At 62.7% G+C, this 23,749-nt stretch carries 25 protein-coding genes; 4 read left to right on the forward strand and 21 right to left on the reverse strand.

Annotation, left to right across the window (positions count from 1 at the left end; translation table 11 throughout):
* Nucleotides 1–40 precede the first annotated feature (40 nt).
* From gltX to RVU70_RS13255, 3 genes are all read left to right on the forward strand, one after another.
* Nucleotides 41–1,459, forward strand: coding sequence for a glutamate--tRNA ligase (gene gltX / locus RVU70_RS13245; RefSeq protein WP_363347002.1), 1,419 nt, complete (start codon nucleotides 41–43; stop codon nucleotides 1,457–1,459).
* Nucleotides 1,460–1,684: 225 nt separating this feature from the next.
* Entirely contained in the window at nucleotides 1,685–2,971 is a 1,287-nt protein-coding gene (locus RVU70_RS13250; RefSeq protein ID WP_363347004.1) for a citrate synthase, read from the forward strand.
* A 70-nt stretch (nucleotides 2,972–3,041) separates the two neighbouring features.
* Nucleotides 3,042–4,571: a YcjX family protein gene (locus RVU70_RS13255; protein WP_363347006.1), complete on the forward strand. Its 1,530-nt coding sequence runs from the start codon at nucleotides 3,042–3,044 to the stop codon at nucleotides 4,569–4,571.
* A 93-nt stretch (nucleotides 4,572–4,664) separates the two neighbouring features.
* Here the strand turns inward: RVU70_RS13255 and RVU70_RS13260 are convergent, their stop codons facing one another.
* The 21 genes from RVU70_RS13260 to nifH all read right to left on the reverse strand — a co-directional run bounded on the left by RVU70_RS13260 (nucleotide 4,665) and on the right by nifH (nucleotide 22,943).
* A complete protein-coding gene (locus tag RVU70_RS13260; RefSeq protein ID WP_363347008.1) occupies nucleotides 4,665–5,030 on the reverse strand; it encodes a 2Fe-2S iron-sulfur cluster-binding protein in 366 nt (121 codons plus the stop codon).
* Between the two features lie 9 nt (nucleotides 5,031–5,039).
* Complete coding sequence (locus RVU70_RS13265) at nucleotides 5,040–5,330, reverse strand: ferredoxin family protein (protein ID WP_363347010.1); 291 nt, start codon at nucleotides 5,328–5,330, stop codon at nucleotides 5,040–5,042.
* Nucleotides 5,331–5,406: 76 nt separating this feature from the next.
* On the reverse strand, nucleotides 5,407–6,714 hold the full coding sequence (locus RVU70_RS13270; RefSeq protein ID WP_363347012.1) for an FAD-dependent oxidoreductase: 1,308 nt from the start codon (nucleotides 6,712–6,714) through the stop codon (nucleotides 5,407–5,409).
* A 55-nt stretch (nucleotides 6,715–6,769) separates the two neighbouring features.
* Nucleotides 6,770–7,864 carry an electron transfer flavoprotein subunit alpha/FixB family protein gene (locus RVU70_RS13275; RefSeq protein WP_363347014.1) on the reverse strand — a complete coding sequence of 365 codons (1,095 nt, stop codon included), beginning with the start codon at nucleotides 7,862–7,864 and terminating at the stop codon, nucleotides 6,770–6,772.
* 13 nt (nucleotides 7,865–7,877) lie between these two features.
* On the reverse strand, nucleotides 7,878–8,729 hold the full coding sequence (locus tag RVU70_RS13280; RefSeq protein WP_363347017.1) for an electron transfer flavoprotein subunit beta/FixA family protein: 852 nt from the start codon (nucleotides 8,727–8,729) through the stop codon (nucleotides 7,878–7,880).
* Nucleotides 8,730–8,744: 15 nt separating this feature from the next.
* A complete protein-coding gene (gene nifW / locus RVU70_RS13285) occupies nucleotides 8,745–9,080 on the reverse strand; it encodes a nitrogenase stabilizing/protective protein NifW (protein WP_363347018.1) in 336 nt (111 codons plus the stop codon).
* A complete protein-coding gene (cysE, locus tag RVU70_RS13290; RefSeq protein WP_363347021.1) occupies nucleotides 9,077–9,826 on the reverse strand; it encodes a serine O-acetyltransferase in 750 nt (249 codons plus the stop codon). Before cysE ends, nifW begins: the two co-directional genes overlap by 4 nt.
* The gene (nifV, locus tag RVU70_RS13295) at nucleotides 9,823–10,962 is read right to left on the reverse strand and encodes a homocitrate synthase (protein WP_363347023.1); all 1,140 of its coding nucleotides are present in this window, start codon (nucleotides 10,960–10,962) and stop codon (nucleotides 9,823–9,825) included. The genes cysE and nifV overlap by 4 nt, the downstream gene beginning before the upstream one ends.
* Before the next feature lie 9 nt (nucleotides 10,963–10,971).
* The gene (gene nifS / locus RVU70_RS13300) at nucleotides 10,972–12,174 is read right to left on the reverse strand and encodes a cysteine desulfurase NifS (RefSeq protein WP_363347025.1); all 1,203 of its coding nucleotides are present in this window, start codon (nucleotides 12,172–12,174) and stop codon (nucleotides 10,972–10,974) included.
* A gap of 10 nt (nucleotides 12,175–12,184) precedes the next feature.
* Nucleotides 12,185–13,165: a Fe-S cluster assembly protein NifU gene (nifU, locus tag RVU70_RS13305; RefSeq protein ID WP_363347027.1), complete on the reverse strand. Its 981-nt coding sequence runs from the start codon at nucleotides 13,163–13,165 to the stop codon at nucleotides 12,185–12,187.
* Nucleotides 13,166–13,181: 16 nt separating this feature from the next.
* Nucleotides 13,182–13,502, reverse strand: a complete 321-nt coding sequence (locus RVU70_RS13310; protein ID WP_363347029.1) for an iron-sulfur cluster assembly accessory protein — start codon at nucleotides 13,500–13,502, stop codon at nucleotides 13,182–13,184.
* Nucleotides 13,503–13,663: 161 nt separating this feature from the next.
* Nucleotides 13,664–14,326 (reverse strand): nitrogen fixation protein NifQ, encoded by a 663-nt coding sequence (locus RVU70_RS13315; protein ID WP_363351334.1) that lies wholly within the window; start codon nucleotides 14,324–14,326, stop codon nucleotides 13,664–13,666.
* A 5-nt stretch (nucleotides 14,327–14,331) separates the two neighbouring features.
* Nucleotides 14,332–14,649 (reverse strand): ferredoxin III, nif-specific, encoded by a 318-nt coding sequence (gene fdxB, locus RVU70_RS13320; RefSeq protein WP_363347031.1) that lies wholly within the window; start codon nucleotides 14,647–14,649, stop codon nucleotides 14,332–14,334.
* Nucleotides 14,649–14,849 (reverse strand): CCE_0567 family metalloprotein, encoded by a 201-nt coding sequence (locus RVU70_RS13325; protein ID WP_363347033.1) that lies wholly within the window; start codon nucleotides 14,847–14,849, stop codon nucleotides 14,649–14,651. Before RVU70_RS13325 ends, fdxB begins: the two co-directional genes overlap by 1 nt.
* A gap of 12 nt (nucleotides 14,850–14,861) precedes the next feature.
* Nucleotides 14,862–15,329, reverse strand: coding sequence for a NifX-associated nitrogen fixation protein (locus RVU70_RS13330; protein WP_363347036.1), 468 nt, complete (start codon nucleotides 15,327–15,329; stop codon nucleotides 14,862–14,864).
* On the reverse strand, nucleotides 15,322–15,732 hold the full coding sequence (gene nifX, locus RVU70_RS13335; protein ID WP_363347038.1) for a nitrogen fixation protein NifX: 411 nt from the start codon (nucleotides 15,730–15,732) through the stop codon (nucleotides 15,322–15,324). Before nifX ends, RVU70_RS13330 begins: the two co-directional genes overlap by 8 nt.
* Before the next feature lie 16 nt (nucleotides 15,733–15,748).
* Nucleotides 15,749–17,143, reverse strand: a complete 1,395-nt coding sequence (gene nifN, locus RVU70_RS13340) for a nitrogenase iron-molybdenum cofactor biosynthesis protein NifN (protein ID WP_363347040.1) — start codon at nucleotides 17,141–17,143, stop codon at nucleotides 15,749–15,751.
* Nucleotides 17,144–17,150: 7 nt separating this feature from the next.
* Nucleotides 17,151–18,818: a nitrogenase iron-molybdenum cofactor biosynthesis protein NifE gene (gene nifE, locus RVU70_RS13345; protein ID WP_363347042.1), complete on the reverse strand. Its 1,668-nt coding sequence runs from the start codon at nucleotides 18,816–18,818 to the stop codon at nucleotides 17,151–17,153.
* A gap of 84 nt (nucleotides 18,819–18,902) precedes the next feature.
* Nucleotides 18,903–20,462, reverse strand: coding sequence for a nitrogenase molybdenum-iron protein subunit beta (gene nifK / locus RVU70_RS13350; RefSeq protein ID WP_363347044.1), 1,560 nt, complete (start codon nucleotides 20,460–20,462; stop codon nucleotides 18,903–18,905).
* Nucleotides 20,463–20,531: 69 nt separating this feature from the next.
* On the reverse strand, nucleotides 20,532–21,998 hold the full coding sequence (nifD, locus tag RVU70_RS13355; protein ID WP_363347046.1) for a nitrogenase molybdenum-iron protein alpha chain: 1,467 nt from the start codon (nucleotides 21,996–21,998) through the stop codon (nucleotides 20,532–20,534).
* Between the two features lie 63 nt (nucleotides 21,999–22,061).
* Nucleotides 22,062–22,943, reverse strand: coding sequence for a nitrogenase iron protein (gene nifH / locus RVU70_RS13360; RefSeq protein ID WP_363347048.1), 882 nt, complete (start codon nucleotides 22,941–22,943; stop codon nucleotides 22,062–22,064).
* Nucleotides 22,944–23,246: 303 nt separating this feature from the next.
* On the opposite strand from nifH, the gene RVU70_RS13365 reads away from it, so the two are divergent.
* Entirely contained in the window at nucleotides 23,247–23,735 is a 489-nt protein-coding gene (locus RVU70_RS13365; protein ID WP_363347050.1) for a response regulator, read from the forward strand.
* Nucleotides 23,736–23,749 lie beyond the last annotated feature (14 nt).

Below are 23,749 nucleotides of genomic sequence, written 5' to 3' on the forward strand. Positions count from 1 at the left end.
GAGGGGCGCTCCCGAAGCTTCTCAGGATATCCCCCGCCAAATGCCGCAGGTCGTCACCCGTTTCGCGCCGTCCCCCACCGGTTTTCTGCATATCGGCGGGGCGCGCACCGCGCTGTTCAACTGGCTTTACGCCAAGCGCCACGGCGGGCGGATGATGCTGCGCATCGAGGACACCGACCGCGAGCGCTCTACCCAGGCCGCGATCGACGCGATTATCGACGGGATGAAATGGCTCGGCCTCGATTGGGACGGGGAGATTGTCTACCAGTTCTCGCGCGCCCCGCGGCATCGCGAGGTGGCCGAGGCGCTTCTCGCCCAGGGCAAGGCCTATCGCTGCTACGCCACCGCGCAGGAGCTCGAGGAGATGCGGGAGCTCGCCCGCGCCGAGAAACGCCCGCCGCGTTACGACGGCCGCTGGCGCGACCGCGATCCCGCCGAGGCGCCGAGCGGCGCTCCATTCGTCGTCCGGTTGAAATCGCCGCTCGACGGGGAGACGGTGATCGAGGACGCCGTGCAGGGCAAGGTGGTCTTCCCCAACAAGGACATCGACGATTTCGTGCTGCTGCGCTCCGACGGAACGCCGACCTATATGCTGGCCGTCGTCGTCGACGATCACGACATGGGCGTGACCCAGATCATCCGCGGCGACGACCATCTCACCAATGCGGCGCGTCAAAAACACATCTACGAGGCCATGGGCTGGGAGACGCCGGCCTTCGCGCATATTCCGCTCATCCACGGGCCGGACGGCGCCAAGCTCTCGAAGCGACATGGCGCGCTCGGCGTCGACGCCTATCGCGCCATGGGCTATCTGCCGGCGGCGCTGCGCAATTATCTCGTGCGCCTCGGCTGGAGCCAGGGCGACAAGGAATTCTTTGCTCTCCCGGAGATGATCGCGGCTTTCGACCTCGCCCAGGTGCATCGCTCGCCCGCGCGCTTCGATTTCGCCAAGCTCGAAAACATGAACGGGCATTACCTCCGCGACACGCCCGAGGACGAATTGTTTTCAATCCTTCTCGACACGCTGCCGTATCTCGACGGCGGCGGCGCTGTGCTGGCGGCGCTCGACGAGAGGAAGCGCGCGCAGCTGCGCGCCGCGCTGCCGGGATTGAAGGCGCGCGCCAAGACGCTCAACGAACTCGTCGACGGCGCCGCTTTCCTCTTCGTCAAACGCCCGCTGCCGCTCGACGACAAGGCCGCAAAGCTGCTGTCGCCCGAGGCGAAGGCGCGGCTCGGCGCGCTCGGCCCGAAGCTCGCCGCGCTGCCCGACTGGACAGCGGCGACGACCGAAGCCGTGGTGCGCGATCTCTCGGTGGAGCAAGGCGTCAAGCTCGGCGATCTCGCCCAGCCTTTGCGCGCGGCGCTGACCGGCCGCTCGACCTCGCCCGGCATTTTCGACGTGCTCGAAATCCTTGGACGCGAAGAGAGTCTCGGGCGTATCGCGGACCAGTCGGCCTGAGCCAGACGCCTTGCACTGGCTTAACTATCGGCGTTCGGCAGTCTTTTGAAGCTTGACAGACTTCGCGGTTGCGATAGCTTTTTGCAGTGCACAAGACGGCGCACGCCGCCCGATATGTGCATAATTCCAGGCCTGCCAGCGTAGCGACGCATTTCTGGTTAAGCGTTGTCCGGGCTGGGCCGGCGCCGTCGATTCGCGCGCCCGGGCCGACAAACGAGGTGCGCAATGGCCGATAACAAAGGTTCCTTTACGATTGGCGGCAAGGAGATAGACCTTCCCGTAAAAGAAGGGACGATGGGGCCGTCCGTCGTGGACATCCGCAATCTCTACTCAGAGACCGAGATGTTCACCTTCGACCCTGGCTTTACCTCAACGGCTTCCTGCGAATCGAAGATCACCTTCATCGACGGCGACGCGGGCGTGCTGCTCTATCGCGGCTATCCGATCGAACAACTCGCCGAGCACGGCGATTTTCTCGAGACCTGCTATCTGCTGCTGTACGGCGAGCTGCCCTCTGCGGCGGAAAAGGCCAATTTCGATTATCGCATCACGCGCCACACCATGGTGCATGAGCAGATGGCGCGCTTCTTCCAGGGCTTCCGCCGCGACGCGCATCCGATGGCGGTGATGGTGGCTTCGGTCGGCGCGCTTTCGGCCTTCTATCACGACTCGACCAATATCGCCGACCCCGTGCAGCGCATGGTGGCCTCGACGCGCATGATCGCCAAGATCCCGACGCTCGCGGCCATGGCCTATAAATACTCGATCGGCCAGCCCTTCGTTTATCCGAAGAACGATCTCGATTACACCTCGAACTTCCTGCGCATGTGCTTCGCCGTGCCTTGCGAGGAATACAAGGTCAATCCGGTTCTCTCCCGGGCGCTGGACCGCATCTTCATCCTGCACGCCGACCATGAGCAGAACGCCTCGACCTCGACGGTTCGGCTTTCGGGCTCGTCGGGCGCCAATCCCTTCGCCTGTATCGCCGCCGGCATCGCCTCGCTGTGGGGGCCGGCGCATGGCGGCGCCAATGAGGCGGTGCTGAAAATGCTGGCCGAGATCGGCACGCCGGACCGCATTCCGCAGTTCATCGCCCGCGCCAAGGACAAGAACGATCCGTTCCGGCTGATGGGCTTCGGCCATCGGGTTTACAAAAACTACGACCCGCGCGCCAAAATCATGCAGCGCACGACCCGCGAGGTCTTGAACGAGCTTGGCGTGAAGGACGATCTGCTGGACGTCGCGCTCGAGCTCGAGCGCATCGCGCTGTCGGACGATTATTTCATCGAGAAGAAGCTTTATCCCAATATCGACTTCTACTCGGGCATCACCTTGAAGGCGATGAACTTCCCGGTCGCCATGTTCACCGTGCTCTTCGCTGTGGCGCGCACGGTCGGCTGGATCGCCCAGTGGAAGGAGATGATCGAGGATTCGGGCTCCAAGATCGGCCGGCCGCGCCAGCTCTACACCGGCGAGAAGCGGCGCGACTATGTGCCGATGTCCAAGCGGTAACGGCAGGCGTCGACGCGGCGCGGCGGAGAAGCGCTTCTCCGCTCTCCCAAAACGGCGGCTCATGGATTAGATGAGGGGCCTGTCTCGTCTCTGTCCGGAGCCGCTTTTGTCCTCCCAATTGTCAGATATCTGGTTCGAGACGCGGGTCGCCGCGGAGAGCCTGGCCGATTTCGTGGCCGGAGCGCGATTGCGGCTCGGCGTCACCGGCCTGTCGCGCGCCGGCAAAACCGTTTTCATCACCTCCCTCGTGCACCATCTCACCCGAGCGGTGGCGGCCGGTCGCAAAGCCCACATGCCGGTCTTTCGCGCGTTGTCGGAGGGCCGCATTCTCTCGGCCCATCTCGACCCGCAGCCCGATTTCAACGTGCCGCGCTTCGCCTATGAGGAGCATCTCGAGGCGCTCGTCAGCGGCCCCGAACGCCACTGGCCGCAGTCGACGCGGCGCATTTCGGAACTGCGCGTCTCGATCGAGTTCAATTCCAAGGCCTGGTCGCTGCGCCATATCGGACAGGAACATGCCCGGCTCGATATCGATATTGTCGATTATCCGGGCGAATGGCTGCTCGACCTGCCGCTGCTCGGGAAATCCTATGCGCAATGGTCGAAGGAGACGCTGGAGGCGGCGGGCGCCGCAGCGCGCGCGCCTATTGCGGCCGACTGGCGCGGCGCGACCGCGATGGCGAATCCAAAGGCGCGCTATTCGGAGCAGACCGCGCAGAAACTCGCGAGACTGTTCACGGATTACCTGCGCTCGGCGAAGGCGGAGCGATTTGCGCTCTCGACCTTGCCTCCCGGCCGCTTTCTCATGCCCGGCGATCTCGAAGGCTCGCCGGCGCTCACCTTTGCGCCGCTTCCCGTCGAACCGGGCGAGGATTTGCCCTATCGCAGTCTCGGGCGCGAGATGGAGCGCCGCTACGAGGCTTATAAGACCCACGTCGTCAAGCCCTTCTTCCGCGATCATTTTTCGAGGCTCGATCGCCAGATCGTGCTCGTCGACGCGCTTGCGGCGCTGAACTCCGGCCCGGCGGCGGTCCGCGACCTCGAAAATGCGCTGACCGACGTGCTCAACGCCTTTCGCACCGGGCGCTCCAATCTCATCGCGCAGATTTTCCGCCCCAAGATCGACCGTATCCTCTTCGCTGCGACCAAGGCGGATCATCTCCACCATAGCTGCCACGACCGCTTGGAGGCGATCCTGCGTCATCTGACCAGCCGCGCCATCGCCCGCGCCGAAGGCGTCGGAGCGACGATCGACGTCATCGCCATGGCGGCGGTGCGCGCGACGCGAGAGGCGATCGTTCGCCATGAGGGGGAGAAACTTTCCGCCATCGTCGGCACGCCGCTCGAAGGCGAGCGCATTGGCGACGACGTCTTCGACGGGATTGCCGAAGGGGCGATCTTCCCTGGCGAACTCCCCGACGATCCGAAGCTCGTGTTTCGTGGCGATGCGCTGGCGCTGGACGAGGAGGAGGCGGAATACCGCTTCTTGAAGTTCCGGCCGCCCGTCGCAAAGATGGGCAAGGATCGCGAGCCGCTGCCCCTCCCGCATATTCGTCTCGACCGAGCGATGGAGTTTCTGTTGGGCGACAAGCTCGCCTGACCGCTCACGTCGCGGGTCGGTTATCCCTTCAGCATAAAGACCGACGGGCGCGAAGTCCGTCGGTCCAGCGACAGGGGCGACTCGTCGGGTTGCTTATGCGCCGCCCGGCTCGCCCGTGAATTTCACCAGAATGTCCTGGTCGCGCACAATGTACTGACAGGCGAGACGATACTTCGGCGCAATATCGTCGACCTCGGCGAGACGGATCTCGTCACTGGTGATCTTGCCGAGCGACTTCAACTGCGTCTTCTCCTTCTCGGTGAGCGCGGAGCCCATCGTCTTGCCGGAAAGCGTCACCACCTCGATGAGGCAGGAGCCGCATTCGCCGTCGCGACAATCGTGCGGGATCGGGATTTTATGAGCGTCCGCGACGGCGAGAATGCTCGCCGTGTCGCCGGCGACCGCATAGACGGTGACATTCCTATGCAATAGCGGCGACTGGAAAGTGACGTTGGGCATAGTTTCCTCTCAGCCAAATTTGAACAGCACGCCGAAACCGCCGCGCGGGTAGTTCCAGGTGATGTCGCCAGACGCTTCACACAGCACCCGACACGTGCCGCATTCGAGACAGCCGTCCGGCGTGATCTCCACCTGTCCCGAACTCGTTTCAGAGTAGCAGCCCGCCGGACAGATACGAGTCATGGCGAGCAGATTCTCGGAAGGCTTGTCATGCGGACGAATGGCGATGTGCGGCTTGCCCGCGTCCACGATGTAGCGGTTTTGGTAAAGTTTCTCTTCAACTCGGGCTGCCAAGGACATGGGATTTCTCCTGTCGCTTCGTTCTTTCTGCTGTTACGCAAGAACAGCGCCAACTCATTGCCAACTCATCGCCAACTCATCGCCATGCGCGCGCCAACTTCCAGGCGTCGCCAAACAGGCCGGTCCATTTGCGCTCCTTGACGAACGAGGCGATGGTGGCCTTTTCCTTGTCGATCTTGGGCGTGCCGTCGACGCGCAGGAAGTTCTCCATCGCTTTGGAGACGAGCTGCGGATAGGCCAGGAAGTAGTTTTGCGAGTTGGCGTGCAGAAGCGCCGGCATATCCTTGTATTTCTTGAGATCCTTCATCACGAAGCTGTCGTCGAGCAGCTTTTTGTAAAGCGCCAGATTCTGCTTCGACATCGCGTCCTTGCGCGACTTGATCTGGAAGATCGCCTCGCCCGCGAGCCGCCCTGAGGTCAGCGCGAGGTTCGACCCTTCACGGTGGATGGCGTTGTTGAGCTGCGCGGCGTCGCCGCAAACCACCCAACCATCGCCGAAAAGCTCCGGAATTGTCTTATATCCGCCCTCCGGGATGAGATGGGCGGCGTATTCCTTCACTTCCGAGCCTTCGAGCAGCGGCTTGATGGACGGATGGTTCTTGAACATCTCCAATAGGCCGTAAGGCGTGTCATTGTTCGTCGCAAAGTCGGAAACCAGACAACCCATGCCGACGGACACGCTCTCCTTGTTGGTGTAGACGAAGCCCATGCCCGTCATGCCCTTGGAGATGACGCCCGCGGCTTCAATGACGACGCCCTCGTCGCCGTGGAGATTGAAGCGCGCTTCGATCGTCTCGCGCGGCAGGAAGTGCATTTCCTTCACGGCCAGCGCGACATGCTCCGGCTTGGGGGTCGCGCGCAGGCCGGCGCGCGCGCCGAGCAGGCCGTTGACGCCCTCGCACAGCACCACGACGTCGGCGAAGAGCGTGCCGCCCTTTCGATCGGTGCGCACGCCGATCACCTTGCCATAGGCGTCGGAGACAAGTTCCATCACCGTCGTCTCGCAGATGACGAGCGCGCCCTGCGACTGGACCTCTTTGGAGAACCAGCGGTCGAACTGCGAGCGGATGATCGTGTAGCGGTTGGGCTTGTCTTCGTTGAAGTCGTCGTTGCGATATTGCAGGCCGGTGTGGGAGCGGTCGCCCATCATCCAGAACCGCTGCTCGACGAGATGACGCTCGAGCGGCGCCTCCTCGCGAAAGTTCGGGATGATCTTCTCCACCATATCGGCGTAGAGGATCGCGCCCTGGACATTCTTCGAGCCCGGATATTCGCCGCGCTCGAGTTGCAGGACCTTGAGGCCGCGAGACGCCATGGTGTGCGCCGCGGCGTTGCCGGCCATCCCGGCGCCGATCACGATCGCGTCGAACCGTTCTTCGATCATGGCAGTCTCCATTTACGTTCCGCCGGCGCCTCGCCAGGCGTTGGGATGTGTCTCATTAGCCTGCAAGCCGGTCGCGCTGATGGGGCGACAGTTTCTGCCGGAAAGCCTCGGTCAGCGCCGGCAGCAGCCGGATCGCGTCCGTCGCGATGCCGATATGCGCGAAGTCGAAGATCGGCGCATTCTTGTCGGTGTTGATCGCGACGATGCAATCCGCCCCTTCGACGCCGACGCGATGCTGGATTGCGCCGGAAATGCCCGCCGCGATATAAAGCTTCGGCCGGATAGTTTTTCCGGTCTGGCCGATCTGGCGATCGGAAGAGAGCCAGCCTTTCTGCACGACGGGCCGCGAGCAGCCGAACTCCGCGCCGAGCACAGAGGCCAGGTTTTTCACGAGCTGGAAATTCTCGGCGCTCTGCAAGCCCATGCCGCCCGCGACGACGACGTCGGCGAAAGCCAGATTGCTCTTGTTGGAGTCGCGATCCGGCACGAAGCGCAGGAGCTTGGTGATGATCTCGTCTTCCGACAGATCGGGCGTGAAAGGAACGATGCGGCCAACCCGGTCGGCGGCGCGCTCGGGCATCGCCATGACGCGCGGACGGATCGTCGCCATCTGCGGACGATAATTGAGGGTATAGATCGTGCAGAGCAGCGAGCCGCCGAAGGTTGGGCGCGTCGCCGCGAGCGAGCCGTCGGCGTCAACCGCCAGCTCCGTGCAGTCCGCGGTGAGGCCGGTGAGCAGAGTCGTCGCCACCGAGCCCGCGAGGTCGCGGCCGAGAGTCGTCGCGCCGAGCAGCAGGATTTCCGGCTTGTGCGTGTTGACCAGCTGGGTCATCGCCTTGGCGTAGGATTCGTTGCGATAGTCCGCCAGCACCGGATGTTCGACGAGATAACAGAGGTCGGCGCCATAGCGGAAAGACTCCGCCGCCGCTTCCTTGGCGGCGTCGCCCGGCCCGCCGAGCACGACGCTCGCGAGCTCCACGCCGAGCTTGTCGGCGAGCTTGCGGCCTTCGCCCAGAAGCTCCCAGGAGACCGGATGAACGTCGCCGCGTTCGAGTTCGACGAAGACCCAGACGTGCTTATAGTCGCGGAAATGTTCGGGGAGCTCTTTCTTCGCGCTGGCGCGTGTGGCGGGCGGGGGGGTCGCGGACATTTGCGGCTCTCCTTTAGAGTCCGGAGGCAAGTTTGGTCATGTCGGCTTCGAGCGCCGGATGGCGCGCGAAGATCGCGGCGATGAGCGCCTCAGCGGAATCGGCCGCCGTCTTTTCCGGCTCGACAAAGGCCGCCTTTTCCGAGCGCGGCGCCGGGGCGAACACCTTCTTCACGATCGTCGGCGACCCTTTGAGGCCGCATTTGGTGAGATCCTCGATCTCGGCGTCCTTGGCGCTCCAGGTGACGACCTCGGCGCGCGCCGCCCGCAGCGCGTCGTCGAAGGCGCCGCGGCGCACTTCATTGGAGCCTTCCAGCATGGTGACGAGGCAGGGGGTTGCGGTCTTGAGCACCTGCACGCCGCCCTCGGCGCGCCGCTCGACGACGAGCTCGCCCTTCTCCGGGTCACACTCGACGATCTTCGACACATAGGTCAATTGCAGCAGCCCGAGCCGCTTGGCGACGCCGGGACCGACCTGCGCCGTATCGCCGTCGATGGTCTGCTTGCCGGCGAAGACGATGTCCTGCTTGCCGAAGGTCTTCTCAATCTTGCGGATCGCCGCCGAGAGCGCATAGGTCGTCGCGAGCGTGTCGGAGCCTGCGAAGAAGCGGTCGGTCAACAGCACCGCGCGGTCGGCGCCGATGGCGAGCGCCTTGCGCAGCGAGTCCGCCGCCATTGGCGGCCCCATGGTCAGCACCGTGACCTCGCCGCCGAATTTGTCGCGCAGACGAAGCGCTTCCTCCAGCGAGAACAGATCATATGGGTTGATGATCGTCGGCACGCCCTGCCGCATGATCGTGTTGGTGACGGGATGCACGCGGATCTGCGCGCTGTCCGGGACCTGCTTGATGCAAACGAGGATTTTCATGTGTCTTTGCCTCGATCAGCCGGGATTGCCGGTCAGCGTCGTGAGCGGAACGAAAGGCTTGGCCGGTTCGGCCTTCGGCTTGACGGCGTCCTTGTGCACTTTGAAGACGCGCTCGGCGATGGGCGACGAGGCGACGAAGTCCTCATAGGCCTTGGTCAGCGTCTCTTTGCAGGCGGCGCGCGCTTCCTCGTCGCTCGCGCCGTCGAGATCGTTCTTGGCGAGATATTCGCCCATGCGGCGCAGAATATGGAGACGCGCCACGCGCACCACCGCCGGGTCGTAGTCGACGCCGAGCGTTTCGAAGAAATCCTCGGCGGAGGACAGCTTCCGCAAATCGTCGAATACGCTCATGGTTTCGTCTCCTTCTGGCTATTCGTTGCGAGCGCCTCTGTCTTGCGCGCCTGGAGATGCGCGAGACGCGCCTCGAGAAAATCGATGCGGTCGATCAGCACCGATATGGCGTCGCCGACGGGGTCGGGGATCAGATGATGCTCGAGATCGATGCGCCCATCCGCGCCGGAGCGCCGCCGCTCCACTTTCACAATGCGGCCAGGGATGCCGACGACCGTCATTTCCGGCGCGACGTCGTCGATGACGACGGAATTGGCGCCGATGCGCGCCCGCGCGCCGACCGTGATCGGGCCCAGAATTTTCGCGCCGGCGCCGACCAGCGCGCCGCTTTCGATCGTCGGATGCCGCTTCCCCGGCGCCCATGAGGTGCCGCCGAGCGTGACGCCATGATAGAGCGTCACGTCATTCTCGATGACAGCGGTCTCGCCGATCACCACGCCCGCCCCATGGTCGATGAACAGCCGCTCGCCGATCGTCGCGCCGGGATGAATGTCGATGTTCGTGACGAGGCGCGCGAACCAGGACAGGAAACGCGCCGGGAATTTGAACCCGCGTCGCCAGAGACTGTTGGCGATACGATAGAGGACGAGCGCATGAACGCCCGGATAGAGCAGGGCGACTTCGAAGATGTTGCGCGCCGCCGGGTCGCGTTGCAGCACGCAGGCGACGTCGCCGCGCAGCCTTGCAAGCAGATTGGGGCGGGCGGGCGCAGGCTGCGTCATGGCGGCAGAGGCGGCGAGGCTCATGGCGATCCTCCACAGGCGCTTTTGAAGAAGCTTTTCAGCTCGCGGCGCGTCATCGGCGCCGCCTTGTCATTGGCGCGCTGGCGAATCTGCGTCAGCAACTCGGCCGCCGTGTCGCGGTCGATGTCGAAGCCGAGTTCGGCGCATTTGCGCTGCAACGCCGCCATGCCGGAGTGTTTGGCGAGCACGACGGTGTTGCGGCGCCCAAGGCGCGCCGGATCGACGCCCTGATAGGTGCGCGCATCCTTCAGCAGCGCGGCAACGTGAATGCCAGACTCATGGGTGAACACATCGGCGCCGACGATCGCCTTCGCGCGGCCGATGCGGCGCCGCGCGGCTCGCGCCACCAGTTTCGACAGGGCGTGAAGCTTGTCGATTTTCACATTGGAGCGTCCGCGCGCGACATGCCCGAGCGCGACCGCTATTTCTTCGAGCGGCGCGTTGCCGGCGCGCTCGCCGAGGCCGAGTACGGTGACGGAGGCGTGGGTCGCGCCGGCGCGCAGCGCGGCGAGCGTATTGGCCGTCGCGAGGCCCACGTCGTCATGGCCATGAAATTCAATCGGCAGATCGGTTTCCTGCCGGACTCGCGAGATGGCGTCATAGGCTGAGAAGGGGTCGAGCACGCCGAGCGTATCCGCGAAGCGATACCGCCAGGCGCCCGCATCCGCCGCAGCGCGCAGAACGGCTCCAATGTCGCGGGGGTCCGCCCGAGACGAGTCTTCGCCGCCGAGCGCGACAGTGAGACCCTTCTCCCGCGCATAGGAGACAATGTTGCGCACGCGATCCGCCACCGCAGCGACGTCGACGCCAAGCTTGACCGAAATTTGCAACCGCGACATGGGCGCGGAAATGTTCACATGCGCGACCCCGGCTGCGAGCGCAGCGTCGACGTCCGCTTTGTTGAGGCGGCACCACGCCATCACGCGGCAGGAAAGGCCCTCGGCGACAACGGCGCCGATCGCCTCGATTTCGTCGCGCCCCATCGCCGGCGTGCCGACTTCGATTTCATCCACCCCCGCGGCGTCGAGCGTGCGCGCAATGACGACCTTGTCGCGCGCCGTAAAGGCGACGCGGGGCGCCTGCTCGCCATCGCGGAGCGTCGTGTCATTGATAAAGACGCGGGGGTGGTCAGCGTTCACGGCGTCAACTCACGCATAGACGGGCTTGAATTCTGTCGGGCCCTTATTGGCGCCCGCCCAGAACGGCGACAGCTCGCGCAGGTTTTCGAGGATCTTCGGCAGCGCCTCGATCACCTGATCAACGTCCTCCGGCACATTGTCGCGCGAAAGCGAGAAGCGGATCGAACCATGTGCGGCTGTGAACGGCACATTCATGGCGCGCATCACATGCGACGGCTCCAGGGAGCCCGACGTGCAGGCGGAGCCCGACGAGGCAGCAATGCCCTGGCGCGTGAGATGCAGCAGGATCGCTTCGCCCTCCACATATTCGAAGGCGATGTTCGTCGTGTTCGGCAGCCGCTCACGAACGTCGCCATTCACGAAGCAGTTCGGAACGCGCTGCAGGATCGCTTTTTCGAGACGATCGCGCAGCTCCTTCACCCGCGTCTGCTCGTCGGCCATATGAGTGATAGCGAGTTCCGCGGCCTTGCCGAGACCGACGATGCCGGGCGTATTCTCAGTGCCGGCGCGGCGGCCACGCTCCTGATGGCCGCCGCGCAGCAGCGGCTTGAAGCGCGCGCCGCGCTTTACGTAGAGCGCGCCAATGCCCTTGGGCGCATGCAGCTTGTGGCCTGAAAGCGACAGCATGTCGATGGCGCTCCCCTTCAGGACGATCGGCACTTTGCCGACGGCCTGCACGGCGTCGGTATGGAAGAGCGCGCCGACTTCCTTGGCGAGTTCAGCGAGCGCCTCAATGGGGAAGATCGTGCCTGTCTCGTTGTTCGCCCACATCAGGGTGACGAGCGCGACTTTATCCGAGAGCGCGGAGCGATAGGCTTCGAGATCGAGGCGGCCGAGTGAATCGACGCCAATGTAGTGCACCTTGGCGCGGCCGGATTTTTCGAGATGCTGGCAAAGCGCGAGAACGGCGGGATGCTCGACGGCGCTGGTGATAATCTCGTTGCGTCCGGGCATCGCCTCCAGCGTCGACAGGATGGCCGTATTGTCGGCTTCCGTGCCGCTCGCCGTATAGATGATCTCGTGATCGTGCTCCGCGCCGAGCAGCTGCTGCAATTGCTGGCGGGCCTTCTTGACCGATTGGCCGACGCTCGCCCCGAAGGAGTGAATCGACGACGGATTGCCGAACTGCTCGGTGAAGAACGGCAGCATCGCCTCGACGACCGCCGGATCGACCCGCGTCGTCGCATTATTGTCGAGATAGACTGGACGCATGGCCGTTCCTCTAGTGGACGTGAGACTTGACGGGGACGACGCGAACCGGCACGCCGAGCTTTGCAATCAGCCGCTCCTGAATGCCGGAGACGGTGACGCTCGCCATCTGGCAGCCGGTGCAGGCGCCGGTCAGGCTCACCATCACATTATTGCCGTCGACGTCGATGAGCTCGCAGTCGCCGCCGTCCTTTTTCAGATACGGACGCAGCTCTTCGATCGCTTCCTCGATCAGGCGCATCTTCTTCAGATTGGTCATGCCGGCCGAAGGCGGCGGCAGCGGCGAAGCAGGGGCGAGCGGCGAGGTCGGCGGCGCGGCCTCTCGTTCCGCATCCTTCTTGGCTTTCGCCTTCGCCTTGATTTCCGCAGCGTCCGCCGCGCCAAGCGAATAGGCCTCATGCGCCGCGAGAATGCCCTCGGCGACCAACTCCGCGTTTACTTTGGCGAGCACTTCTTCGAGCTTGTCGAAGCACGTCAGGCAGCCGCCGCCGGCCTTGGTGTAATCCGTGATCTGCTCGATCGTCGTCAGCTTGTTCATGCGGACGGCGCGTTCGATCATGCCTTCGTCGACGCCGAAGCATTTGCAGACGAGCGCGCCTTCCTCATGATCGTCATGCCATTCCTCGCCGCGGAAGTTCGCGATCGCCGCCTGCAGCGCTTCATAGCCCATCACCGAGCAATGCATCTTCTCGGGCGGCAGGCCGCCGAGAAAATCGGCGATGTCCTGATTGGTGATGGTGATTGCTTCCTGCAGCGTCTTGCCGATGATCATGTCGGTCAGCGCGGAGGAGGATGCGATGGCGGACCCGCAGCCAAAGGTCTGGAACCGCGCGTCCTGAATGACCTCCGTCTCCGGATCGACCTTCAGCATCAGCTTCAGCGCGTCCCCGCAGGAAATCGCGCCGACTTCGCCGACGGCGTTGGCCTCCACGAGGGCGCCGGCGTTCTTGGGGTTGAAGAAGTAGTCCTTGACCTTGTCAGAATAGTCCCACATCGCCGCCTCCTCGCGCTCAGCCGAAAGATTTTCCGCAGGAACAGCTCGATTTGGCTTGCGGATTGTCGAAGGTGAAACCAGAGCCTTCGAGACCGATGACAAAGTCGATCTTGGTGCCATCGAGATAGGCGAGCGAGCCTTCTTCGACGAAAACCTTTACGCCGTCGGTGTCGAACACGTGATCGTTGGGGTCGGCCTCGTTGACGAGGCCCATCATATATTTCAGGCCAGCACAGCCGCCGGCCTCCACCATGATGCGCAGTCCCTCGACCTCCTGGCCTGCCCCCGCCATCGCCGTACGCACCGCGGTCACAGCGCTATCCGTCAGCTGGATCATCTCGACAGCTCCCTGGTTAAGATGTCTCGTCCAGGAAGTAGCAACCGATGTGCCAGCTCAAAAAGTCATGAAAATCCTTGGATTTCCCGGGGCTCGACTTGTCTGTAAAGCGCCATTGTCGGAGAACTGACAAAGGGCTTTCCGAACCTTAAAGGAGAGGATCAACGGCGGTTCAGGTGGGCGAGAACGCTCGTTCCGTCCTCGACGCCGAAGCAATTGTCGAAGTCGCCGCATTCTCGGCAGGTCGGCGCCGCGCAGAGTGAAAAACCCTCGAGCTCACAAAGCTGCCGGTAGAAGAATTTCTTCCATTTCATATTGTCGACGTTGGCGGCCGCCAGCGCCGGGAACCATTTGTTCATCAAACGCGTCAGCTCGCTGCGCTCCAAAAGTCCGAGGTCCTGCCAGAGGTGGCGCGGCGCCATCGCGCGGCGACACACGATGGCGGCGATCCAGGCGCAGAGGGGGGAGGAGTCAGCCTTGAAGCGCGACAGCAATTCGTGGAGCTGCGTCTCTTCTTCGTCGAGAGGCAGATGCTCCGGCGCGTCATAGATATTGAAAAGCAGCCGCACGCCCGGCGCCCATTGCGCCGTGAGCGTCTCCAGCGCGGCGCGGTTGAGGCCGAGCGCCGCGGACAATGTGTCGCCCGTTGCTCGCGCTTCAACGATCCCGACAGTGAGGGCGCAGGCAAGGACATGCGCCGTGAAAGGCTCTGCGCGCGCCAGAGGCGTCGGCTCGCTGCAAATGGCGCGATAGATGGTTTCCGGACACAGCGACGCCGGGCGCGCGCCCACCTCTTTACTCGGAGAGGGCGCGAGCAGGCTCATCGGGGTCACGCCGCAACTTTGTCCGCCGGCACGTGAGTCTGGCAATTTTTCGGACAGACTCGGGCGCAGGCGTTGCAGCCGATGCAGGCGCCGGGGTGCTCGACCTTCATAATCTTGCGATTGAGATCGCCATCGAAATCATCCTCGTCGTCTTCCGTGACGATGCCGAGGATCTCGCCTTCGTCATTGACGCCGTAAAGCGCCATGACGCTCTGCGGGCAGACCTTGAAGCATCGGCCGCAGCCGATGCAGGTCTCGGCGTTGATGTCGGTGAGATAGAGCGGCGTATAGGGCGAGCCGTCTCGCGTCTTGAAGTCGGACATCACGCCGCCTCGAGTTCTTTGAGCCGCTTGCGGGCGGCCTCCAAGGCCGCATAGGCGTCATAGGTCTCCTGAGCGACCGTCATGATCGTGGTCCAGTTGACCGGCAGCTCCTCGGAGAGGTCGTGCAGGTTCATCTTCATATTCATGGCTTTGGCCGAAAGCTTCTTGATTTCGGCCTTCAGTTCGTCGACGCCGCTCATCTCCAGCCTCCATCAGTAACGGGCGACTTCGGGGAATTTCTCGATCATCTCCACGCCGGCGTCGACGAATTTCGCGCCTTCCGCGGCGAGTTTCTCGAGCGACTCGAAGCCAAAGCGGTGAACGTCGCGCAGATGCTTGTTGACGACGATCAGGCGGCCGGTCGTCAGGATCATCCGCCCGAAGCCCTCATGGCTCATCTTCATCATCGGCTGCACCATGCAGCCGGTGCGGCGCTCGATCGCGAGACCGACCGCGTTGTAGAAGAGTTCAAGACGCCACAGGATCTCAGGATCGGGGTCGCCAATGATCGGAATTTCGCGGCGCTGCTCCTTGGTGACGATGTAAGGGTCGAGAAGGCTGAGGTCGGTCTTCTTTTCCCAGGTCCCATGCGTATCCTGCGCGCGCCAGATCTTGATCAGCTCCTTGATGAACAGGCTGTCTTCGGGTTTGTGTTCGGCTTCGGCGACGGCCTCAGGCATTTTCGGTCTCCTCCTCGAAATCGAAGGAGCGCTCGCCGCTCTTCGACAAAACCTTGCGCAGCCACGGCGGCGGCGACCCTCTGAGAACGACCTGCAGCTTCTCGATCAGGTCTGTGATCTTCTCCGGCTGTGGCACTTTCATCGGGTGGATGTTCTGCGCGACGACGCGCGCGGCGCCGGAGCCGCCGATCGCCGCGACGTAGAGAATCGCGCAATCCTTGATCGCTTCGAGCTTGGGCTGCAGCTTGTCTTCATTGCCGTCTTCCTGCAGATCGCCGGCGAACTGGATCGCTTCGACGAATGTGTAGGAGTCGGGCTGGAGGTCGTAGATCGCGATATTTTTCGCCCAGCCGAAATGGGCGTCGACCCGCTCGAGGTCTTGTGTGGCGAATGCAACTTTCATGATGCCTCCTTTGCGGTCAGTGCGCGCTCGAGAGAGGAATATCCGTCGCCGTCGCAAGCGTCGTGCCGTCTTGGCCGGCGGGTTCATTGGCTACCCAGGTGTCGGGCGTCGGCTCGTGGATCTGGTCGATGAAAATATTGCCGATCTTGAAGATGAGGTCGCGCGTGCCGCGGTAGCCGACCGATGTTTCATGGGCCGCGCCGATGCGGTCGAACATCGGAAGTCCCATACGATAAAGCTGAACTCCAAGGCGTTCCGCGGCCTGGCGGCCATGCGAATGGGTGATCAGCAGGTCGCAGCCGACGGCGCGATTTTCGAGGTCTTCGAGGTCGCCGATCACGACCTCCTCTGTCATGAGCCTTTCAAGCAGCGGTGATTGGGTCGTGGTCACGGCGGCCGTCACTTCCGCGCCCATCTCGGTCAGCCATTGGCCGATAGCGAACAAAAGGTCCGGCTCCGCGCCGAGGGCGATTTTCTTGCCGCCGAAATGGAAGTGGCCGTCGAGCATCGCGTCCACGAGCTGACCGCGCTGGCGGCGGTATTTGAGCGGGACTGGACGCCCGCTGATGCGCGAGAGGAAGCTGACGAACTCATCGTTCGGGCCGAGGCCGGTCAGGCGTTCGAAGAGTTCGAACGGAACGCCGGCGCGCGCTTCGAGAGCCTTAGCGGCGCCGCGCATCTGCTCGCCGAGCGCGATGGTCCAGGCGGCTCCGCCCATGGCGGCTATGTCTTCCTTGGTCACGCCGCCGAGGGTCGTCGGGGTGAAATCCTCCGGGATATGTCCATCGAGCGAGCCCGAGAGATCGGGCAGGAACGTCGGCTCCAGACCGAAGGCCTCGATGATGTCGCGAAGCTCATCGATGTCGCCCGGCGTGAGATGGCATCCGGCGAGGACGTTGACGCGTTGCGGCGCTCTGCGAGACGCAATCTCGTCGGGAACGAAAGTCTGAATGAGCTTCGTCACTGTCTTTCCGAAGCCGTCTTGGAACGCGTCCTTGAAGTCCGGCGTCGAGACATAGACGATGCCGAGATCGTCGAGCTCCGGATGGCGCTTGCGGACGAGCTGCAGATAGCCGTCGACGTCGTCGCCTTTTGTTTCCGTAACGCCCGTCGAACAGATGCCGATCACGGAAGGCTTGGCGCGCTTCACGATGTTGAGGATGGCCTGCTCGATGTTTTCGAGCCCCCCGAGGACGGTGGCGACTTCGTTCATCGCCGTCGTTTGCAGCGGAATCGCTTCCTTGAAGTGACGGACGAAGAGCACCAGGCCAAAGGACGTGCAGCCCTGCGAGCCATGGAGGACCGGCATGCAGCCGGAGACGCCCATGAAGGCGAGCGCGCCGCCGATCGGCTGGCTCATCTTCAGCGGATTGACTGTGCAGGCCTTTTTCGAGAGGGTGACGCGCGCCATGATGACCTCACGCGGCTTGCGGCGCGGCCACCGCACGCGCTTGAGAAGAAGCTTCGAGAACGGCGGCGATGCGCTCCTGGCAACCGCCGCAGCCCGTTCCGGCGCTCGTGGCTTTGCCAACAGCCTCGACCGTGTCGGCGCCGTCATGGATGGCGTCCTCGATCGCGCCGACCGTGACGAGATTGCAGGCGCAGACCTGCTTGTCGCGGCGCGCGGTTTCTGCGGCGACGGGGTCGGCCGCGAGCGCCGCGGCTTCGGCGGCGATCGCCTCCGATGCGCGCTCTTCCCAGGTCTTTTCTTCCCAGGGCGCGGCGCGGCGCACTTGGTCCCAAACCGGATTAAAGAGCGCCTTGTCAATTTCATGAACGAGATCGACCATGCCTTCATAGCCCGCATAGGCGTGGTGGCGCTCCTGATTGATGTCGAGCCAGGGCATCTTCGCCTTGAGCGCGATGAACTGGGAGCGGCCGCCCGAAAGCATGATGTCGGCGCGCGCCTCTTTCAGCATTTTGTACATTTCGCGCGGCGTCATGTCGTCGATCATATGGGCGTCCTGGCCCATGAGCTCTTTGATCTTTTCCTTGTCTTCCTTGGTCGATTTCTTGACGCTGGTGCCGACGATCTCGAGCCCGGCCTCCTGCAGCGCCGCGACCACCGACCAGCTCTTCACGCCGCCCGTGATGAGAAGGACCCGCTTCCCTTCGAGGCGCGCGCGATAGGGTGCGATCCGCGCCCAGGCCCTGGCCTCTTCGCGGGCGATGACGGCTTCGGTCCGCGCCATCAGCTCGGCGGGGGCGCCGCGCTCGATGAGCAGACGCGCGATCTCGCGCAGGCTGTCGCTCATGTCGCCGATGCCGTAGAACGAGCCTTCGAAGAAGGGAATGCCGTAGCGCTCCTCCATCTTGCGGGCGACATTGATCATCGCCTTTGAGCAGACCATCATTGCCGCGCGGGCGCGGTGAGACGACGCGACTTCGTGATATTTGGCGTCGCCAGAGATGCAGGCGAGGATGCGAATGCCGAGCTCGTCGAGAAGCGGCTTCACCTGCCACAATTCGCCGGCGAGATTATATTCGCCGATGATGTTGATGTCGTAGGGCGTGGTGTATTCCGGCTCCTGCGTGCCGATCACATGATCGAGGATCGCCTCGCCCGCAAGCTTGTTGCCGAGATTCTTCGGACCCACAAAGCCGGGTGAGATCACGGGTATGACGGGCTTGTTGAACTTCGCCGCCGCAGCCTTGCAAACCGCCTCGATGTCGTCGCCGGTCATCGCGGGGACACAGGTTTGATACACGAAAACGGCCGGCGGATCGTATTTGTCGATAATTTCCTTGATCGATTTGTAGAGCCGCTTCTCGCCTCCGAAGACGACGTCGTTCTCGCTGATGTCGGTCGTGAAACCCGTGCGATAGAGAGACGAGCCGGAGGTTTTTGCGCCGCGATTGTCCCAGCTGTTGCCTTCGCAGGCAATCGGACCGTGGACGAGATGCGCGACGTCGGTGATGGGCTGCAGGGCGATCTTGGCCCCGTCGAAGGCGCAGCCGCCGGCGGCGGCGCCGGGCGCGAGCTGCTTCGTGCAGCCCTTCTTGCGTTCTTTCTCGGACTTGTTCTGGTTCTTTCCGCAGCCGGGCTCGTTGAAGACGTCCTGTACCTTTTCCGAGAGCGTCGACATTCCAAGCCTCCTGCCGCTTTTCGCGCGTTCATCGCGCAACTATGCATTCGCCGGGCCAAGATGGCCCGGCGAGCGCTTTGTCGTTTAGCGAATGATGTCGAAGGAGTAGTCCGACTTCGCCACGACATTCGTGTTGCGATCGATATCCTCGAAGATCGCGTCCAGGATCCAGACCAGCACGTTCATCGAGCCCTGATAGCCCCACACCGGATAGCGATGCTTGTGGTGGCGATCGAAGATCGGGAAGCCGATGCGGATGAGCGGCGTCCCCGTGTCGCGGTCGAGATACTTCCCATAGGTGTTGCCGATGAGATAGTCGACCGGCTCCGTGAAGAGCAGCGAGCGCATATGCCACAGATCCTTGCCAGGATAGACCTTGCAGCCCTTGCCGAAGGGCGAGGAGTCGAGCAGCTTTTGCACCTTTTCCGCCCAGCCCTTGCCGCCGTTGGTGGCGAGGATGTGGACCGGCTCGGCGCCGAGCTCGAGCAGGAAGGCCGCGAGGCCGTAGCAGAGGTCCGGATCGCCGTAGATCGCGAACTTCTTGCCATGGATATGGGCGGACGAGTCGGCGATCGCGTCGACGAGACGGCCGCGCTCCTTGGTGAGCTCCTCGGAGATCGGCTTGCCGGTGAGGCGCGAAATCTCCATGAGGAATTTGTCGGTCGCCGCGACGCCAACCGGGTGGTTGAGGGCGACGGTTTCCTGGCCCTTGGTGGCGATATAGGGCAGGGTCTTCTCGGTGCAGAACTCCTGCATCGAGATGGTCGCCTTGGCGTTCAGCGCCGCCGCGACGTCCTCGAGCTTGGTGCCGCCGTCATACATGCGGAATTCGCCGTCGGTCGGCGTGTCCCACACGTCGCTGTTGTCGCCGATGATGGTGTATTCCACGCCCATCGACTCGAAGATGCGCTTGATCTCGCGGAGATTGCCGACGGTGTAGCCGTCGAACCCGCCCAGGAAGTTGATGCTGTTGTTGGGCGTGCGCTCGAGCTTGGGCGCCGTGCCGGCCTTGCCGTCCCAGAAGTGCTCCAGCACGCCCTTCATGACATTGTCGTAGCCGGTGATGTGGCTGCCGACGAAGGCCGGGGTATGCGCGAAGGGAACGTCGAACTCCTGCGGAACCGAGCCCTTCTCCTTTGACGTCTTGATGAAGGCGTTGAGATCGTCGCCGATGACTTCCGCCATGCACGTCGTGGAGACCGCGATCATCTTCGGCTTGTACATGTTGTACGTGTTCGCGAGGCCATCGATCATATTGTTCAGGCCGCCAAACACCGCCGCGTCTTCGGTCATCGAGGAGGAGACGCAGGACGTCGGCTCCTTGAAGTGACGGGAGAAGTGCGAACGATAGTAAGCGACGCAACCCTGCGACCCATGCACGAAGGGGATCGTGCTTTCGAAGCCGACGGCCGCAAAAACGGCGCCCAGCGGCTGACAGGCCTTGGCCGGGTTGACGGTCAGAGCTTCGCGGGCGAAGTTCTTTTCCTTATACTCTTCCGTCTTGGTCCATTCACGGATCTGCTCGAGCTGATCCGCCGGAACCTTGTTTTCGAAGTTGTTCTGTTTGTTCTCGAACATCTCCTTGTATTCCGGCTGGCGGAACAGATTAAAGTGGTCGAGAACGTTGTCAGCATTCTGTGGCATGGCTATTCCTCATGTTTCCGCTAGCCGGTCTCGCCTCGGGGGAGGAGGCGAGACCTGTTTGTTGCGGGATCAGGCCGCCCAAGGGGCCTTGGCCATCTTCCAGACCGGCGCATTGATCGCCATGTCCATGTCGCGCGCGAAGATCGCGAAGCCGTCGTAGCCGTGATAGGGGCCTGAATAGTCCCAGCTGTGCATCTGACGGAAGGGCACGCCCATCTTCTGGAAGACGTACTTTTCCTTGATGCCGGAGCCGACGAGATCCGGCTGGATTTTCTCGACGAACTTCTCGAACTCATAGCCCGTGACGTCGTCGTAGATCAGCGTGCCGTCCTTCACATAATGGGTCGTGCGCTGATAGTCGTCGTTATGCGCGAACTCATAGCCCGTGCCGACGACTTCCATGCCGAGGTCTTCGTAGGCGCCGATGACGTGGCGCGGACGCAGGCCGCCGACATAGAGCATGACCTTCTTGCCTTCGAGGCGCGGGCGGTATTTCGCGATAACGGCGTCCATCAGCGGACGATATTTCGCGATAACGCGCTCGGCGCCTTCCTTGATCTTGTCGTCGAAGTGCGAGGCGATCTTGCGCAGCGACTCTTCGATCTTGGACGGGCCGAAGAAGTTGTACTCGCACCACGGAATGCCATATTTTTCTTCCATGTGGCGGGAGATGTAGTTCATCGAACGGTAGCAGTGCAGAACGTTGAGCTTCGCCTTCGGCGTGGCTTCGAGTTCCGCGATGGTGCCGTCGCCCGACCACTGCGCCACGACGCGCAGGCCCATCTCTTCGAGCAGAATGCGCGAAGACCAGGCGTCGCCGCCGATGTTGTAGTCGCCGATGATCGCGACGTCATAAGGCGTCGACTCGAAGCGAGCCGGCTTGCCTTCGGACTTGTCGAAGACCCAGTCCCGGATCGCGTCGTTGGCGATATGATGGCCAAGCGACTGCGAGACGCCGCGGAAGCCTTCGCAGCGAACCGGAACGATGGTCTTGCCTTCGTATTCCTTCGACTTCGCCTTCGAGACGGCCTCGATGTCGTCGCCGATGAGGCCGATCGGGCATTCGGATTGAACGGAGATGCCCTTGTTCAGCGGGAACAGCACCTGGATTTCGTCGATGATCGCGGCGAGCTTCTTGTCGCCGCCGAACACGATGTCCTTCTCCTGGAAGTCGGAGGTGAACTGCATCGTGCCGAAGGTGTCGATGCCGGTCGTGCCGATATAATAATTGCGGCGCGACGCCCAGGAATACTGGCCGCAACCGACGGGGCCGTGCGAGATGTGGATCATGTCCTTGATCGGACCCCACACCACGCCCTTCGAGCCGGCGTAAGCGCAACCACGAATGGTCATAACGCCGGGAATGGACTTGATGTTCGACTTGACGCCGCAATCCGGCTTACCGTCTTCGAACGTGCCGAGGTGCTTGGCGCGACGCTTGGCGGTCTTCTCCGGATAGGCCTTCAGGACTTCCTGAACGAGTTCCTTATTGCGGGCCTTGATGTCTTCGATGGATTCAGCTTGCGCCACACTCATGACGGAGGCCTTTCATGATCTCGGGGTAGGCCCGGCCCTCTAAAGGGCCGGGCGGTTGTCGTATTAGGCGACGTTGAGCTCCGCGGCGGTCTTGCCGACCTGGGTCTCGTCGACCTGAGCCATGACGCCATGCTCCATGAGAAGGTCTTCGAGCTCGTCCATCGTGATCGGGGTCGGGATGATGCCGTTGCCCTTGTTTCCGTGGACCTTCGTCGCAAGGGTGCGATACTCGCCAGCCTGCTTGGAGTCGGGAGCGTATTCGATGACCGTCATGCGGCGCAGCTCGGCGTGCTGGACGATGTTGTCGCGCGGCACGAAGTGGATCAGCTCGCAGCCGAGCTTCTTCGCGAGCGATTGCGCGAGCTCCAGCTCCTTGTCGGTCTTGCGCTCGTTGCAGACGAGCCCGCCCAGGCGCACGCCGCCGGAGTTGGCGTATTTCAAAATGCCCTTGGAGATGTTGTTGGCCGCATACATGGCCATCATCTCGCCGGACATGACGATGTAAATTTCCTGCGCCTTGTTCTCGCGGATCGGCATCGCGAAGCCGCCGCACACCACGTCGCCGAGAACGTCGTAGGAGACGTAATCGACGCCTTCATAAGCGCCGTTCTCTTCGAGGAAGTTGATCGAGGTGATGACGCCGCGACCGGCGCAGCCCACGCCTGGCTCCGGACCGCCGGATTCGACGCAGCGGATGTCCTGGAAGCCGACCTTCATCACGTCTTCGATTTCGAGGTCCTCGACCGAGCCGGCTTCAGCCGCCAGCGACAGGATGGTGTCCTGCGCCTTGGCGTGAAGGATCAGGCGGGTCGAGTCGGCCTTGGGGTCACAGCCGACGATGAGGATCTTCTGTCCCATCTCGGCGAGCGCCGCGAGGGTATTCTGGGAGGTCGTCGATTTACCGATGCCACCCTTGCCGTAGAAAGCGATCTGTCGAAGCGACATTGCATTCTCCTGTTGGACCGTTAGCATGATCGGCGCGCGCCACACGCAGGCCGAGATTTACTCACTTTGCGACCAGGCGCCGGCGACCGGACGTTTCCCCATGATCATCTGGGACGGCAGCCAAAAGCCTTGCGAGCCCTGTTGCGCAAGGGGCGTGCCAAAGATCAAAAAACGTTGAAGCGCCCATAAAATCATATAATTGGCGCAGACCCGGAGGTCGGGTGAACACGTGTGTCAAACCCGACAGTCATGTTCGCAAGCGAACTCATCCGGCGTCGGCGCAGCCTCGGGGAGAGAGACGGCATGTCGATTGCTTTCGAAATGGGCAACGATCTACCGGAGAAGAGGTGGGATATGCAGATCGGCGTTGAGATGTCGAAGGCGCTGGAGAACAAGCGCGTGTTCATTGTCGATGACAATGAGATCATTCGCGCAGCGCTGCAGTTCATGTTGCACGACGAATTTGAAGCGCATGAAGTGGCGAGCGCCGCTATTGCCTTCGAAAAGGCCAAGACGCAGCCGCCGGACCTTTTGTTTCTCGCCGAAAGCCTGGTGAAGTCGGAAGGCGTGGAGCTCTTGCAGAAGATCCGCACGGAGATGCCGCAGGCAAAAATTCTCGTCGTCGTAGAGGCGGGCGCGAACGCCTTCGGGAAGGAATGCGTATCGGCCGGCGCGCATGGATTCTTGGCCAAGCCGCTCAAAATCGAATTCGTGCGTCAGAAAGCCGACGCGATGCTTGGTCGCAGTACGGGCGGCGTGACAATTCCGCTGACTGTGCTCAATGTGCGGTAGTGAGAGGAGGCGAT

Source organism: Methylocystis echinoides (assembly GCF_040687965.1).
In the GTDB taxonomy this organism is placed as follows: Bacteria; Pseudomonadota; Alphaproteobacteria; order Rhizobiales; family Beijerinckiaceae; genus Methylocystis; species Methylocystis echinoides_A.